The organism is Mariprofundus sp. NF (assembly GCF_013387455.1).
Taxonomy (GTDB): Bacteria; Pseudomonadota; Zetaproteobacteria; order Mariprofundales; family Mariprofundaceae; genus Mariprofundus.
Genome location: NZ_VWNC01000003.1, coordinates 97,792 through 113,680, shown reverse-complemented (window position 1 = coordinate 113,680; position 15,889 = coordinate 97,792). Strand labels below are relative to the sequence as shown.

Genomic DNA, 15,889 nt, shown 5'->3' with positions numbered 1-15,889 from the left:
ACAATATGTATGACCGAGCGGGTGTTTCGAATATGAGAGTAGCAGCGTTGACACGCCTCTCCCCGTATCCTTCTTTCTCCGGGAGATATACTCTTTCTCAAACGCCATACAGCAGATGGTTATCGTGGTGAGTGCAATCGCATGAATGATTTTTTTGGACAGCAAGAGTTAGCCAAACGTAACACTACGCTTCTGGTGGTGCTGTTTTGCTGCGCTGTAGTTCTAATTGTGCTGGCGGTCTACCTGGCTGTTACGGTGGGATTGTATGTAAGCCAGATGTTTGTCACTGAAGGTGAGCTGTTCATCCGTACTCTCTGGGATGCAGAGCGTTTTCTCTGGGTGGTCGGTGCAACCGTAGTGGTTGTGGCTTCTGGCAGTCTCTACCGTACCCGGCAATTGAAGCAGGGGGGCGGTGCAGCCGTCGCCGAGATGCTTGGTGCGCAACGTGTCGCCACTGCAACAGATGATCCTCTGCTCAGGCGCCTATCCAATGTGGTGGAGGAGATGGCCATTGCAGCAGGCCTTCCTGTGCCTCCGGTCTATCTTCTGCCTCAGCCCGGCATTAATGCTTTTGCTGCAGGTTTTGGCCGTTCCGATGCTGTTATTGCTGTTACCAATGGTGCCATTGAGCTGCTTAGCCGAGATGAGTTGCAGGGGGTCATCGCCCATGAATTCAGCCATATCCTTAATGGTGATACAGGCCTGAAAATGCGTCTGATGGGGTTGTTGTTCGGTATCACTCTGATCTCCGATGCCGGTATTCTTCTTATGACAGCAAGGCATTCAGCTCACTACAGCTCTCGTGAGCGTGGCAGCCATCCCGCCATTCTTGTGGTCGGCCTGCTGATCTTTGTTGTCGGTACCATCGGTGCTGTTTTTGCCGATATGATTAAACGTGCGGTATCCCGCCAGCGTGAGTTTCTCGCTGATGCAGCAGCAGTACAGTTCACACGTAACCCGGAGGGCATTGCCGGAGCCCTGAAGGTGATTGGGGGTTACAAAGGTGGCTCGCGTATTAATCACGCTGCCACCCAGCAGACCAGCCACTTCTTTTTCGGCAATGCAGTAAAATCGTGGGAGAACAAGGATTGGTGGGCCACGCATCCGCCACTGGCTGAACGCATCCGCCGGCTCGATCCCTCCTTTGCAGGCTCCTTTGCGAAGGTGGATTCTGCATCCCGAAGTTCAATGGTTATGGATGAGGCTATCAGTTCACTGGCTGGCGAAACCATGCCACTGGTTCAAAAGATGAATGCTGCACAGGTGATGGACTCCATTGGTCAGCCTGATGCAACTGCACTGCAACAGAGTGGCCTGCTGCTGGAACGGATGCCGGATCGACTGCACCAGTTTGCCCACGATCCATTCACTGCCCGCGCTATTGTTTACGGCCTGCTACTTGATCCGGATAAAGCTGTACGCGGCCTGCAGCTAAAAGCGCTGGAGAAGATGGCCGATGCCAATGTGCTGCGTGAGCTGCTGGATATTCAGGCCGAGCTGTTGAATCTGGATGCCGCACTGCGTATCCCGCTGCTGGAGATACTTATGCCAGCCCTCAAATCGTTATCAAAACCCCAGTACAAAACCTTCCGCGCCTGCACCGCTGCGCTGATTAAAGCCGATAGTGAGTTAAGTATCTTTGAATATATGTTGCATCGCATGCTGGTGCGTCATCTGCATCCGAGTTTTGCCAACGTGAAACAGGTGACAACCCATTTCGATGTGGCCGCTGAAATTGATCAGGAGATCGCCTGCATCATCTCGACATTGATCGGGCAGGGGACTCATCAGGATCCGGGTGCTCTGTTCAGCAGTGCCATCTCCGAGATCTTTGCCTGGCAGCTCGACCTGAAGCCCTCTGAGACGGCTTGTGACCTCTCGGCTATGGATCGGGCTCTAAGCAAGGCAGAAAAGGCCTCACCGGAGATTAAACGGCGTCTGGTGAAGGCGTGTGTCACGGTTGTACTGGCTGATGGTCAGGTGCGGGTGAATGAATTTGAACTTCTGCGCGCAGTCTGTGATGCACTCGGTGCCCCGATGCCACAGATTAGCCTCTCTTCATCCTGACGCTTTAAACAGATAAAATTGTGACCTGATATACAGAAGGATTCTCCCTGTTTCATACACTTTCAGCCATTGAAAAAAGCTGAGGGAGCCCTGTATGAAAAAGATTCTGTTATTCTCATTTGCCGCACTATTCGTCTTTGTTGCCCATCATCCTGCGCATGCATCTGAGGTGATTCAAAGCCAATCACAGGTGAGAGTGGTATCTCAGCTTTTTGAGGCTGAGGTAACAGAGCAGATGAATGAGCAGGCCAACTGGGATAGCTGTACCTCGTTTCGCACCGCCTGGCAGAATAGCTTTCATGCCGCTGATGCCGACCTTGAAGCCTCTTTTACCTTTTACGCCAGAGCATCAGCGAGCAAAATCCAGCAACACAGAGAAGCCTTTGAACTGGTGAAATCAATCGCCGAGAAATATCAGCACAACAACTGCAGAGCCATTCCCGGCACCTTTGCTGTGATAGCAAACAGCAGAAAAGTGTCTCACCGCTCCACACTTCGCTATTAAGTTAAGCATAAGAAGTGATTTCTACTGCAAATCCAACTTCGTTCGAACCAGTTTGCTAAGTTGTATGATGTCATACGGCTTGGAAAGCACCTCATATTCAACAGAAGGCATTTCGCTCTCGAGTGTTTCATCCATGTCATAGCCAGTTGCAAAGATCACCTTTGCATCAGGGCTCATCTCTTTAATACGTTCAAAGGCCATAACGCCACCCATCTTAGGCATGACAATATCCATAATTATCAGTTGAACAGTCTCCTTATTTGCAGCAAATCGTTCTACAGCTTCAAGGCCATCAGAAGCGATTAACACCTGATATCCGAGGCTCTCTAAAACCTCTTTGTTGGTATGTAAAATCTCAGTGTTATCATCCACGATGAGGATCAGTTCACCACTGCCTTGAACTGATACAGCCTCCCCTTCAGCGGTGACTGTATGTATGGACTCTTTGATCAGAGGCAGGTAAATGTGTACAGATGTACCAATGCCGACGCGACTCTCTATTTCAAGGTGCCCTCCGTGACTCTGTACCGCGCCATAGGCCATCGGAAGTCCAAGGCCGGAACCCTCACCAACCTCTTTGCTTGTAAAAAATGGTTCAAAAATGTGCTCCTGGTCATGCTCACTGATTCCACAGCCGTTATCACTCACCTTCAGGTGAGCAAATTGAGCACTATGAATTTCAGGGTGGGAAGATGTGAAATGTTTGTCGGCTCTGAAGCTCTCCAGCTTGACGTGAATTTCAGGGGATGGCGTATTAGCCAGTGCATCACGCGCATTGTTCAGCAGATTCATCAGTACCTGTTGAATCTGCGTGGCATCACCCTTGATAATCAGCTCTTCCCGGCAGAGTTCGGTGTTCAGTACGATGTTTTCAGGAATAGTGGTAGCACTTAATTTGAATGCCTCTTTCATAAATGAGGTTAATCCAAACAGTTTCATCTCAATGGTACCTTTTCTGGCAAACACCAGCAGTTGCTGGATCATCTCTGCTGCACGGAAGCTGAGTTTAGATATATTATCCAGTTTCTCCTGAGCATCGGGTAATCCTTCAACTTTTCTTTTTGCCAGATAGAGGTTGCCAGTGATGCCGGCCAGCATGTTGTTAAAGTCATGGGCAATGCCACCAACCAGCGTACCAAGTGCCTCCATCTTTTGGGCCTGACGGAATTTATCCTCAAGCGTTTGATGTGCCGTCATATCCTGTTGAATGCCAACGTAGTGGGTGATTTCTCCACTCTCATCGAAAATAGGAGAGATGCTCATAATGGCCGGGTACTCACTTCCATCTTTTTTCCTGTCAATGACGGAGCTATGCCAGATATTCCCACTTGAGATGGTTCGCCAGAGTCTTTCGTAAAACTCTTCACTTTGATTGCCACTTTTTAGCACTCTTGGGTTTTTACCCAGAACATCTTCAGGCAGATAACCTGTGATTGTGGTGAAAGCGGCGTTGACGTATTCGATGATTCCCTGCCTGCTGGTGATGATCACCGATTCACCAGCCTGCTCGATCGCCTGAGATAGCTTGCGCAAGGTGGCTTCAGAAGCTTTGCGCTCACTGATATCCTCAACAATAGACCAGATACAGTCCTTCCCTTTACTATCCTTGATCAGCAAGCCATTGAGTCTGATGGGGATTAAAGAGCCATCCTTACGGCGATACTCTTTTTCATAAGGGCCATACTGGCCTGTTTTTTCAAGTGACTCTAACTGACGGGCCTCATCTTCAGTATATTTTTCTGGCGTAAGAGCCCAGTAGTCCAGGCTGTTTAACTCATCTTTTTGATAGCCGCAGATGTTCTGAAATGCATCGTTAAATTCAAGATAGCGCCCACGCATATCGGTTAAGGCGATCCCCAGTGGTGATAGTTCATAGAGGCCTCGCAGTTTCAGTTCATTTTCTGATAACCTGCCTGTAGCGCGTGCTAAGGCAAAAAAAGGAAAAATAATCAGCATGGCTATAGAGGCAAAGGCTGCTCTTATGATCCATAAGTTATTTGGTTCAACAGGCCAGCCACCTTTAGGGATGGCAGCCATTTGCCATGAACCGTTGGGGATCGGGATGTTCGCCGCGACAGGGTTGGCATCAAACAGATCAGCCCGACCAAAGAAAACTGCGCCTTTTGCTCCAGCCCCATCTTTACCACGAATCGCAATCTCAAGTGGAATCTCAGCGTCCATCAAACCACTTTTTTTATAAAGTTTTTCGACATCAATAACTGCGGAGATCATGCCCCAGAATCTACTGTTCCCATCTTTAGTTCCTGTAACTACCGGTATCCGGCTGATGAAACCGCTACCGCCCTGCACCAGTTCAACAGGCCCGGCCAGAGCTATTTTCCCCGATGTTCGTGCAAGCTCCACCATGTCGAACTGGTCTTCTTTTTTCGTGTAATCCAGTCCTATGACCCCTTCATTGCCGATGATTGGATAGACATATCGCACAACCATATCCGGTGCTACAGCAATGTTTCTAAGGCTAGATCCCATCTCAAAAAGTGGTTTTGCTGCAGTTGAAAATTCATCCTGAGTAATGTCAGGGTTTGAAGCGATCACCGCAACCAGCCCTTTAACAAGCTGAGTGTCGCTTTGAAGGTTGGCTTCCAGCTGGACGTGATAGAAGCGCAGTTGGTTTTGCGTATCGGACCGGGTCTCTGAAACAAATTTCTCAAGTAATATCTTCTCACCAATGACTGCAGCAGCCAGTAGGCCAACCAGCAGAAGGACAATTGCGAAATAGTTGGTTGTCCGATTAGGCATTATCAACCCCCCCAATGAAGCGTTAGCTGTTACATGGCAGCTTTCAGGATGCAGACCACTCTTTCAAGTTGTTAAGCAAATTAACGGCCAATAACCAGAAGCCTGAACACTGCATAAAAAAAGGCGGACCTTAAAGGCCCGCCTTTTTGCGAAGTTAAACTTCTTTTGATTAGCTGTAGTAGCCGATCATGCTCTCAAGAGAGCGTGCTTTGATCTTGGACGCGTTACCAGCAGAACCGAACTGCTCGAAACGTTCTTTACAGATACCCTGCATTGCAGCTGTAGAAGCCTTCAGGAACTTGCGTGGGTCGAAGTTTGCTGGGTTTTCAACCAGGAACTTACGAACAGCACCGGTAGAAGCCATACGAAGGTCAGTATCGATGTTCACTTTACGAACGCCGGACTTGATGCCTTCAATGATCTCTTCAACAGGAACGCCATAAGTCTCGCCCATGTCGCCACCGTACTGATTGATGGTAGCCAGCCAGTCCTGAGGCACTGAAGAAGAACCGTGCATGACCAGATGCGTGTTAGGCAGTTTGGCGTGGATCTCCTGGATACGGTCGATACGCAGAACCGCGCCTGTAGGTGGCTTGGTGAACTTGTAAGCGCCGTGAGAAGTACCGATTGCGATAGCAAGTGCATCACAGCCAGTCTGTTCTACGAAGTCAGCAGCTTCATCAACACCGGTCAGCAGCTGCTCAAGATCAAGCTTGCCTTCTGCGCCGTGGCCGTCTTCCTCGCCCATCATGCCGGTTTCCAGAGAACCCAGGCAGCCGAGCTCGCCTTCAACAGATACGCCACCGGCGTGAGCCATCTCAACAACCTTACGGGTTGTTTCAACGTTGTACTCGTAAGTAGAAGGAGTCTTGGCATCAGCCATCAGAGAGCCGTCCATCATCACTGATGAGAAGCCGGACTGAATAGAGCGCAGACATACTGCAGGCTCAGAGCCGTGATCCTGATGCATAACAACAGGGATGTGCGGGTACTGCTCAATTGCAGCAGCAATCAGGTGACGCAGGAATGCTTCGCCAGCGTAACCGCGTGCACCGGCAGAACCCTGCATGATAACCGGAGAATCGGTTTCATCAGCAGCCTGCATGATTGCATGAACCTGCTCCATGTTGTTTACATTAAATGCCGGCATGCCGTAGCTGTTTTCAGCCGCATGATCCAGTAGTTGTCGCAATGAAATGAGTGCCATTTCTTCCTCCTTATGTTTTAAGCGGGTCTTAACCCCAAAAAAATACTTACCCTATACTTTGACCCTGACGAGTCCTGAAATCAATCGATTTCAGTCGTTGAAGACTTCTCCAACACGGATAATCTTCATTGTGTTTGTTCCACCAGCTTTGCCCATTGGTGTACCAAGCGTGAATATGACCAGATCGTCATTTTCAACCAGTTCGTCGTAGAGCATCATCGATACGATGTCGCGGGTTGCCTGTGGTGCATCCTTTTCACCGTAATCAAGACTAACCGGTTTCGGGATGACGTTTCTGAACAATGTTACCCGGCCTGCAGTTTCTCCCAACGGAGTCAGTGCGTAGATCGGGCACTTGGTCAGATGACGGGACATATACAGTACGGTGTTGCCACTCTGTGTGAATGAGGCAATCGCCGAAATCGGCATCATATGTGATGCTTCCATGGCCTGACGGGCCATACACTCATCGATCGAGTGTGGCGGGAAGCGAGGATCACGTGTTGAGGAGGAGGGCAGAACCTTCTGCTTCTCTGTCTCAATACAGGTGCGATGCATCGCCTGCACAGCCAAAACCGGATATTTACCAGCAGCAGTCTCTCCGGAGAGCATAATTGCATCGGTGCCATCCAGTACGGCATTGGCTACATCGTTGACCTCTGCTCGTGTCGGGATCGGGTTTTCACACATCGATTCCATCATCTGAGTTGCAACAATCACCGGCGTATTGTGCTTGGGTGCTTCGCGCAGAATACGTTTCTGTACCGGCGGTACAGCTGCATCGCCGATCTCAACACCCAAATCACCACGGGCAACCATCACCACATCAGAAGCTTCAAGAATACTATCCAGATTCTCTACCGCTTCTGCACGCTCAACTTTGGCAACCAGACCGGCATTGCTGCCCTCTGCGCGTACCAGTGAACGGGCATACTCCATGTCAGCACCATCACGAGGGAAGGAGATGGCAATGTAGTCTACGCCAATGGCACAGGCTACTTTGATATCTTCCTTGTCCTTGTCGGTAAGGGCGGCAGCAGAGAGACCACCACCGGCACGATTGATGCCTTTATTGTTGGATAGAACGCCACCAACGATAACGGTACAGTGAATTTCCTGACCGATAATATCATCTACATCCATGGCAATCAGGCCATCATTGAGCAGTAGGCGGGCACCGGGGACAACATCACCAACCAGTTCCTTATAGGTCAGACCTACACGTTCATCATCACCGTCATCCAGACCCAAAGCACCATCAATAATGTACTTCTGGCCCTGAGTCAGGAACGTCTTGCCGTTTTTATACTTGCCGATGCGGATCTTAGGACCCTGCATATCAGCTAGGATACCAACGCAAACGCCGTTATTCTTGGCCGCAGTGCGGACACTTTCAGCACGATTTCTGTGATCTTCAGCTGAACCGTGTGAGAAGTTCAGGCGAACAACGTTCACACCGGCCTTGATAAGCTGGTCCAAAACCTCTGGAGATTCAGAGGCTGGACCGAGTGTTGCTACAATTTTAGTTCTACGAAATTCAGTCACTTAGGCTGCTCTCTCCTCTAGCATAGTAACTGCTGGCAGTGCTTTGCCTTCCAGGAACTCAAGGAATGCACCACCACCGGTGGAGATATAGGAAACTTTGTCTGCGATGCCGTATTTGTCTACTGCAGCCAGTGTGTCACCGCCACCTGCGATAGAGAATGCTGAAGACTCAGCAATGGCAAGTGAGATCGCTTTGGTGCCTTCGCCGAACTGATCGAATTCAAATACGCCTACAGGGCCGTTCCATACGATGGTACCGGCATTCATGATAATCTCAGCCAGTGCAGCAGCAGAATCAGGGCCGATATCAAAGATCATGTCATCATCAAGGCACTCATCAGCAGCTTTCAGTGTTGCAGCAGCGGTAGGGGAGAACTCTTTGGCACAAACGATATCAGTTGGTACAGGAATGCTGCCGCCGTTGGCGATTGCATCAGCAGTCAGACGTTTGCAGGTATCAATCAGATCCGCTTCATAGAGGGATTTACCTACAGGGTAACCTGCAGCAGCGATAAAGGTGTTAGCGATACCACCGCCAACAACCAGCTGATCCACTTTTGTGGCCAGTGATTCAAGCACGGTCAATTTGGTAGAGACCTTGGAGCCGCCTACGATGGCAACCATCGGGCGTGCAGGATTATCCAGTGCTTTACCAAGCGCTTCCAGCTCACCAGCCAGCAGCGGACCTGCACATGCAACAGGTGCGTAAACACCAGCGCCGTGGGTAGATGCCTGGGCACGATGGGCAGTACCGAATGCATCCATCACATAGATGTCACACAGGGCTGCATATTTCCTGGAGAGCTCTTCATTGTTCTTACCTTCGCCTGCGTTGAAACGCACGTTTTCAAGCAGTACGACTTCACCGTCAGCAACATCGAAGCCACCATCAAGGTAGTCGCGGATCAGGCGTACAGGTTTACCCAGTAGGCCTGCGATATGATCAGCTACAGGCTGTAGAGAGTTCTCTTCGCTGAACTCGCCTTCGGTAGGGCGTCCAACATGAGACATCAGCATAACCTTGCCACCAGCATTGGCCGCGTGGGTGATAGTTGGCATCGATGCACGAATACGGGCATCAGATGTTACTTTACCATCTTTAATCGGCACATTGAGGTCTTCGCGGATCAATACGCGCTTACCAGCAAGGTCAAGGTCGGTCATTTTAATTACAGACATTCTCTACTCCTTTAAGATAAATAGATCACACCGTTGTCAAAAAAGATAACAAGGTGATGACTTGGGATTGTACAACAACGTATGAACGTTTGTCGCTGCCAGCTTGCTTTCCCCTTAAATTTGCAAACAGGCAATGACAAACGTGGGGACCGAAGCCCCCACGTTCTGTTACTTTATGCTACGTGACGAACCAGGTTCATCATGTTGCAGGTATAACCATACTCGTTGTCATACCAGGCAACGAGTTTGACGAATGTGCCGTCAAGAGCGATACCAGCGCCTGCATCAAAGATCGATGAGTTCATGCAACCACGGAAGTCAGTGGAAACAACCTTCTCGTCGGTGTAACCGAGAGTAGCGCTCATTGGACCTTCAGAAGCAGCCTTCATGGCAGCACAGATCTCTTCATAAGTTGCAGCTTTCTCAAGCTCACAAGTCAGATCAACAACAGAAACGTCGGAAGTAGGTACGCGGAATGCCATACCAGTCAGTTTGCCGTTGAGCTCTGGAAGAACCACGCCTACCGCTTTAGCAGCACCGGTAGATGACGGAATGATGTTTTCCAGAATGCCGCGACCACCGCGCCAATCTTTGTTGGAAGGACCATCAACAGTCTTCTGGGTAGCAGTTGCAGCATGAACAGTAGTCATCAGGCCACGTTTGATACCGAAGTTGTCGTTGATAACCTTAGCCATTGGAGCCAAGCAGTTGGTGGTGCATGAAGCAGCAGAAACGATGGCCTGACCAGCATACTCGTCATGGTTAACACCATATACGAACATTGGGGTCTCGCTATCTTTAGCAGGAGCAGACTGAACAACCTTCTTGGCACCAGCGTCGATGTGAGCCTGGCAGCTCTCTGTGGTCAGGAAGAAACCGGTACAGTCAACTACGATGTCTGCGCCAACTTCGTCCCATTTCAGGTCAGCAGGGTTACGCTCTGCAGTCAGGCGGATAGTTTTGCCATCTACAACCAGATTGTTGCCATCGATAGATACATCACCGTCAAAGCGGCCATGTACTGAGTCATATTTAAGCATGTATTCGAGGTAATCCACGTCCAGAAGATCGTTGATACCTACAACTTCCATATCTTTGAAGTCCTTTGCAATTGCGCGGAACACCATACGGCCAATGCGGCCGAAACCATTAATACCAATTTTAATTGTCATATTGTTTTCCTCTCCTCTCCGTAATGATTGTTAATCTAATATGAAACACGTTGTGGATTTTTCTGCCCTTCAACCGTGATATATAGTCGAAAGGCAGAAAAAGTCCAATAAACGTTGATTTATGCTACTTCGTTAACCGCTGCGACTACTGCCTCAGTGGTAATGCCAAACAGTTTGTACAGTTCACCAGCTGGAGCTGACTCACCAAAGGTATCGATACCGATCACTTTACCGTTGAGACCAACATACTTCGCCCAGAAACCGGTAACACCTGCTTCAACTGCAACACGTGCAGCCACAGATGCTGGCAGTACAGACTCTTTGTAGGCTGCATCCTGATTATCAAAAACGTTGGTGGATGGCATAGATACAACACGGACGTTCTTATCTGATGCAGCTGCTGCTTCCATAGCCAGAGATACTTCAGAACCGGTTGCGATGATGATTACATCAGGTGTGCCGTTTGAATCTTTGAGGATATAACCACCGCGCTCGATCAGTGCGATCTGGTCAGCTGAACGATCCTGATGTGGAAGGTTCTGACGTGAGAAGATCAGTGAAGTAGGGCCAGTCTGATTCTTGATTGCAACTTTCCAGGCCACTGAAGATTCAACAGCATCACAAGGGCGCCATACATCCATGTTTGGAATCATGCGCAGTGTTGCAGTCTGCTCAACAGGCTGATGGGTAGGGCCATCTTCGCCCAGACCAATCGAGTCATGAGTAAATACTTCGATATGGCCTACTTTCATCAGTGCAGCCATACGCAGTGCGTTACGTGCATACTCTGAGAACATCAGGAAGGTTGCACCGTAAGGTACAAAGCCGCCATGCAGGGAGATGCCATTAATCATGGCAGCCATGCCGAACTCACGTACACCGTAGTTTACATAGTTGCCGGCAGGATCGTTGATGACTGGTTTTGCGCCAGACCAAAGTGTCAGGTTTGAACCGGCAAGGTCAGCTGAGCCACCCAGGAATTCAGGGGTGATCTTAGCCAGGCCTTCAATGGCATTCTGTGAAGCTTTACGTGATGCGATGGTTTCACCCTTGGCAGCAACTTCAGCGATGAATGCATCAGCGCCAGCGTCCCAGTCAGCAGACAGCTCGTTGTTAATACGACGTGTGTACTCTGCAGCTTCTGCAGGGAACTCAGCCGCATATGCAGCGAAACGAGCATCCCAGTCAGATTCAGCGGCAGCGCCAGCTTCTTTATTGTCCCAGCCAGCATATACATCTGCAGGGATTTCAAATGGTGCGTGATCCCAACCCAGCTCTTTACGAACCAGTGCGATCTCTTCATCACCCAGAGCTGCGCCATGACAGTCATGTGTGCCAGCCATGTTTGGAGAGCCGAAACCGATCACAGTTTTGCAGCAGACCATCGTTGGTTTGCCGGTTTCTGCTTTAGCAGTTTCGATTGCCTGTTTGATCTCTTCAGCATCATGGCCATCAACACCGCGAATAACCTGCCAACCGTATGCTTCAAAGCGGCCCGGTGTATCATCAGTGAACCAGCCTTCAACTTCACCATCAATTGAGATGCCGTTGTCATCCCAGAACGCGATCAGTTTGCCCAGACCCAGTGTGCCGGCCAGAGAACAAGCTTCATGAGAGATACCTTCCATCAGGCAGCCATCGCCGAGGAATACGTAGGTGTTGTGATCAACAATTTCGTGACCTGGCTTATTGAACTGTGCAGCCAGAGTCTTCTCTGCCAGTGCCATACCAACACCGTTGGTGATACCCTGACCCAGAGGGCCGGTTGTGGTCTCAACGCCTGGTGCGTAACCGTACTCCGGGTGACCTGGTGTGCGAGAGTGCAGCTGACGGAACTGCTTAAGATCTTCCATGCCCAGATCGTAACCGGTCAGGTGCAGCAGAGAGTAGATCAGCATAGAGCCATGACCATTAGAGAGGATGAAGCGGTCGCGATCAGCCCATTTCGGGTTGGTCGGGTTGTGCTTCATGTAATCATTCCAAAGGACTTCGGCGATATCCGCCATGCCCATTGGTGCACCCGGATGTCCCGAGTTTGCTTTCTGAACGCTATCCATCGCAAGAGCGCGAACGGCATTGGCCAGGTGTCTACGGCTGCTATTACTCATATGCTATGTTCCCCTTATATATGTTTAGAGTTGTGCTGGCGAATAGTTGCAGATGCAACTATTCGTGCCAAATCAGTAGTTATTATTTTTTCCATAAGATTAACTTATGATGGTTGTTTAATTGCTAAAATATTTTTAGTGATTAAACGTGCAGTGTGGTCTGAACGCGCCTGATATTGCCAACAGAACCGGAGAGTACAACGGTGTCTGTGGTCATATAGCGGCCATCAGCATCACTGCCAACCTTAACGTGGTGACAGTATGCGCCACTGGTCAGGCCAGTTGCAACAAACATGCAGTCGTCAGAGGTCACGAGTTCATCACGGGTGATGATACGCTTGGTGTCGATGCCTTCTTCTTCACACAGCTTGATCTCAAAATCTTTCTGAGGAGCCATGCGACCGAACATCTCTGCGCCCATTGCACGGGCCGCACAGGCAGTCACGATACCTTCAGGTGTGCCGCCAATGCCGAACAGCGCATCAGAACCCATGTTCAATACAGCCTGAATCGCACCATTTACATCACCATCAGTCGCCAGACGAACCTTGGCGCCACAAGCATAAACTTCCTGAATCATCTCTTGGTGACGAGGTTTATCGAGGATGAATACGCGAATCTCTCTGATGTCTTTACCCAGTGCCTTGGCAAGCGCATGCAGACGATCTGCTACCGGTGCTTCCGGATCAATTTTGCCACGTGCTGCTTTTGGATAAACCTGCTTGTCCATATAGAAGCATGCACCCGGGCGATACATCGAACCTGCAGGAGCTGCTGCCAGCGTTACGATAGAGCCGGGCATATCCTTGGCGAACAGGTTTGTGCCCTCAATCGGGTCAACGGCGATATCAACGCCAACACCTTCACCTGTTCCGACTGGTTCGTCGTCATACAGGGCAGGGGCCTCATCCTTGGCACCTTCGCCAATGACAACCACACCTTTCATCTTCACCTGATTGATGCGCTCGCGCATGGCATCAACTGCCAGGCCATCGCCCTCATCCTTCTGGCCGGAACCTACAAACGGGGCACAAGCGCGGGCTGCTGCCTCACACACTTCCACCAGATCAATCTTAAGATCGCAAACGCTTCCCATGTTTCCCCCTCATAAAATACAAAGACGCTAAATTTTTAGCAACCGCATCCTAGCTGTTTTATCTGTAAAATGCGACCCCGAATGGCGTAGGTAAAAAAGTACTTTATTTATATAGGAGGTTCACATCTCAGTTGCTGTTTCAGCTCTGCCTGAAGGGAGCGGCTGCAGGTGGCCAGAATGGGGGATGAGAGGGAGGAGGTCGGAAACAGTTCTGTTGCGAAAAAATCACCCACATAGCACCCCGCCTCAGAGGCCAGCAGGCTACCGGCTGCAAAATCCCAAAGTTTTTCACCACCATGGATAATAAACTGGCCACGTCCGGCTGCCAGCCATGCCCACTCCAGTGCGCAGCTGCCGACATTACGCTGGCTGCGATAGATCTTCTCAGTGGCAAAGCGGCTGGCGGTCTCTTTCTGCAGGCGTTTAAAGTCGATAAAACCAACACTGTTGCTCAGTTCAACCTCTTCTGAGCAGTGGATGCTCTGGCCATTAAGAAAAGCACCACCACCGAGAAATGCAGAGAATGTTTCTGAGCGGACCGGGTCATGAATGCAGGCAAGTTCAACGCTGCCATTTCTGATCAGAGCCAGAGAGATGGAGAAACCGGGAAAGGAGGTTGCAAAGTTGGTGGTGCCATCGAGTGGGTCAAGGCACCAGAATGTGCCGCCTCTCTGCTGTAGACAGTTTAACTGCTGGGCTTGGCTCATCTCTTCACCGAGAAAGCCGATCTTCGGGTCGATTTTGAGCAGCTCCTGCTCGATAAAGTGCTGACAGGCCAAATCTGTCTCTGTCACCACCGAACCGTCGGCTTTGCGTGTTGTCTGCACAGCGAGGGCATAAGCGGGCATGATAATCTCCCGGCCAGCTCTGATCAGGATTGCGGATAGCTGTTCCAGTTGCTGTTCAAAGGTCATCTATATCATTCCTTGGATTGATCTTTAGTTTTACAAAAAAGAGGGGTGTCATACGACCCATAAGTCGCTATTATGCCGTGCCAATCATAGGAGGGCTAATCATGGCTTTGAAAGGTAAGATGGTGATCGGACAATCCGGAGGTCCGACGGCAGTTATTAATCAGTCGCTGGTGGGCGCTGTGCTGGCCGCCAGGAAGCAGTCCGACATTACAGGCATTCTCGGTGCACACCACGGTATCGCGGGTATTATGAAAGAGGATTTCATCGACCTGACCACGCAGAGTGATGAAGAGCTTGAGATTGTTGCGGCCACACCTGCTGCTGGTCTGGGTTCGGTACGCCTGAAACCCGGCAGAGCAGAATGCGAGCGCGTTTTTGAAGTGTTTAAAAAGCATGATGTACGTTACTTCTTCTATATAGGTGGCAACGACTCTGCTGAAACCGCCCATATTATCGCCGAGATGGCCAAAGAGGCGAACTACGATTTCTGCACCATCCATATCCCTAAAACGATTGATAACGATCTGCGTGTTACCGATCACTGCCCGGGTTTTGCCTCAGCTGCGAAATTTGTAGCACTGGCATTCATGGGTGATGATCGTGATAACGCAGCCCTTGCCGGTGTCAAAATCAACGTGGTAATGGGCCGTGATGCCGGTTTCCTGACTGCTGCATCGGCAATGGCACGTCAGGATGAGGGTGATGGCCCGCATCTGATCTATGTGCCTGAGCGTACCTTTGATGTGACTCAGTTCCAGGCTGATGTAAAAGCGGCGATGGCCAAGTATGGTCGCTGTGTGGTGGCTGTCTCAGAAGGTATTACCAACGCTGCCGGTGAACCTGTGATGACCTCAGGTGAACGTGACTCTCATGGTAATCTGCAGCTCTCTGGTACCGGTGCATTGGGTGATTTTCTTTCAGGCAAGGTGAAAGAGGCCTATGCAGGAGAAACGGTACGTGTGCGTGCTGATACCTTTGGTTACCTGCAGCGCAGTTTTCCGACGATTGTCTCTGAAGTCGATGCTCGTGAAGCGCGCATGGTAGGTGATTTCGGTGTTAATCACGCCGTAGCAACTGCTGAACCGGGTTCTGTAGCAATTCGCAGGCTCTCCAGTGTACCTTATAGCAGTGAGTGTTTTATCACGCCGCTCTCTACTGTGGCGCGTGAAGCAACTGAGCTGAAAGGTGAGTATATCAACGAGGCCGGTAACGATGTAACCCAAGCCTGGATTGATTATATCAGCCCGCTGGTTGGTGAAATGCCGAAGATGGGTAAGCTTTACTGATTTAATTTTCAGGTTTCAAATTAAAAAGGGCTGCCAATTGGCAGTCCTTT

The 15,889-nt window shown here is 50.1% G+C and carries 11 protein-coding genes; 3 read left to right on the top strand and 8 right to left on the bottom strand.

Annotation, left to right across the window (positions count from 1 at the left end):
• Nucleotides 1–141: 141 nt before the first annotated feature.
• Together F3F96_RS05785 and F3F96_RS05780 are read left to right on the top strand one after the other, a co-directional pair.
• Complete coding sequence (locus F3F96_RS05785) at nt 142–2,067, top strand: M48 family metallopeptidase (protein ID WP_176962308.1); 1,926 nt, start codon at nt 142–144, stop codon at nt 2,065–2,067.
• 94 nt (nt 2,068–2,161) lie between these two features.
• Nucleotides 2,162–2,572: a hypothetical protein gene (locus tag F3F96_RS05780; RefSeq protein WP_176962307.1), complete on the top strand. Its 411-nt coding sequence runs from the start codon at nt 2,162–2,164 to the stop codon at nt 2,570–2,572.
• A gap of 21 nt (nt 2,573–2,593) precedes the next feature.
• On the opposite strand, the gene F3F96_RS05775 is transcribed toward F3F96_RS05780, so the two are convergent.
• The 8 genes from F3F96_RS05775 to F3F96_RS05740 all read right to left on the bottom strand — a co-directional run bounded on the left by F3F96_RS05775 (nt 2,594) and on the right by F3F96_RS05740 (nt 14,553).
• Complete coding sequence (locus F3F96_RS05775; protein ID WP_176962306.1) at nt 2,594–5,332, bottom strand: PAS domain S-box protein; 2,739 nt, start codon at nt 5,330–5,332, stop codon at nt 2,594–2,596.
• Between the two features lie 169 nt (nt 5,333–5,501).
• Complete coding sequence (gene fba, locus F3F96_RS05770; protein ID WP_176962305.1) at nt 5,502–6,539, bottom strand: class II fructose-bisphosphate aldolase; 1,038 nt, start codon at nt 6,537–6,539, stop codon at nt 5,502–5,504.
• 90 nt (nt 6,540–6,629) lie between these two features.
• On the bottom strand, nt 6,630–8,084 hold the full coding sequence (pyk, locus tag F3F96_RS05765; protein ID WP_176962304.1) for a pyruvate kinase: 1,455 nt from the start codon (nt 8,082–8,084) through the stop codon (nt 6,630–6,632).
• Nucleotides 8,085–9,263, bottom strand: a complete 1,179-nt coding sequence (locus tag F3F96_RS05760; RefSeq protein ID WP_176962303.1) for a phosphoglycerate kinase — start codon at nt 9,261–9,263, stop codon at nt 8,085–8,087.
• Between the two features lie 173 nt (nt 9,264–9,436).
• The gene (gene gap, locus F3F96_RS05755; RefSeq protein ID WP_176962302.1) at nt 9,437–10,435 is read right to left on the bottom strand and encodes a type I glyceraldehyde-3-phosphate dehydrogenase; all 999 of its coding nucleotides are present in this window, start codon (nt 10,433–10,435) and stop codon (nt 9,437–9,439) included.
• A 119-nt stretch (nt 10,436–10,554) separates the two neighbouring features.
• Nucleotides 10,555–12,543: a transketolase gene (tkt, locus tag F3F96_RS05750; RefSeq protein WP_176962301.1), complete on the bottom strand. Its 1,989-nt coding sequence runs from the start codon at nt 12,541–12,543 to the stop codon at nt 10,555–10,557.
• Nucleotides 12,544–12,685: 142 nt separating this feature from the next.
• Nucleotides 12,686–13,639 carry a class II fructose-bisphosphatase gene (glpX, locus tag F3F96_RS05745; protein WP_176962300.1) on the bottom strand — a complete coding sequence of 318 codons (954 nt, stop codon included), beginning with the start codon at nt 13,637–13,639 and terminating at the stop codon, nt 12,686–12,688.
• Nucleotides 13,640–13,746: 107 nt separating this feature from the next.
• Nucleotides 13,747–14,553 carry an inositol monophosphatase family protein gene (locus F3F96_RS05740; RefSeq protein ID WP_176962299.1) on the bottom strand — a complete coding sequence of 269 codons (807 nt, stop codon included), beginning with the start codon at nt 14,551–14,553 and terminating at the stop codon, nt 13,747–13,749.
• Between the two features lie 101 nt (nt 14,554–14,654).
• On the opposite strand from F3F96_RS05740, the gene F3F96_RS05735 reads away from it, so the two are divergent.
• The gene (locus F3F96_RS05735; protein WP_176962298.1) at nt 14,655–15,839 is read left to right on the top strand and encodes a 6-phosphofructokinase; all 1,185 of its coding nucleotides are present in this window, start codon (nt 14,655–14,657) and stop codon (nt 15,837–15,839) included.
• Nucleotides 15,840–15,889: the final 50 nt, after the last annotated feature.

What these genes read in the sequence shown, in the direction of transcription:
- F3F96_RS05785 (WP_176962308.1), top strand. Translation starts at nt 142, where the DNA reads ATGAATGATTTTTTTGGACAGCAAGAGTTAGCCAAACGTAACACTACG.
- F3F96_RS05780 (WP_176962307.1), top strand. Translation starts at nt 2,162, where the DNA reads ATGAAAAAGATTCTGTTATTCTCATTTGCCGCACTATTCGTCTTTGTT.
- F3F96_RS05775 (WP_176962306.1), bottom strand. Translation starts at nt 5,332, where the DNA reads ATGCCTAATCGGACAACCAACTATTTCGCAATTGTCCTTCTGCTGGTT.
- fba (WP_176962305.1), bottom strand. Translation starts at nt 6,539, where the DNA reads ATGGCACTCATTTCATTGCGACAACTACTGGATCATGCGGCTGAAAAC.
- F3F96_RS05760 (WP_176962303.1), bottom strand. Translation starts at nt 9,263, where the DNA reads ATGTCTGTAATTAAAATGACCGACCTTGACCTTGCTGGTAAGCGCGTA.
- gap (WP_176962302.1), bottom strand. Translation starts at nt 10,435, where the DNA reads ATGACAATTAAAATTGGTATTAATGGTTTCGGCCGCATTGGCCGTATG.
- tkt (WP_176962301.1), bottom strand. Translation starts at nt 12,543, where the DNA reads ATGAGTAATAGCAGCCGTAGACACCTGGCCAATGCCGTTCGCGCTCTT.
- glpX (WP_176962300.1), bottom strand. Translation starts at nt 13,639, where the DNA reads ATGGGAAGCGTTTGCGATCTTAAGATTGATCTGGTGGAAGTGTGTGAG.
- F3F96_RS05740 (WP_176962299.1), bottom strand. Translation starts at nt 14,553, where the DNA reads ATGACCTTTGAACAGCAACTGGAACAGCTATCCGCAATCCTGATCAGA.
- F3F96_RS05735 (WP_176962298.1), top strand. Translation starts at nt 14,655, where the DNA reads ATGGCTTTGAAAGGTAAGATGGTGATCGGACAATCCGGAGGTCCGACG.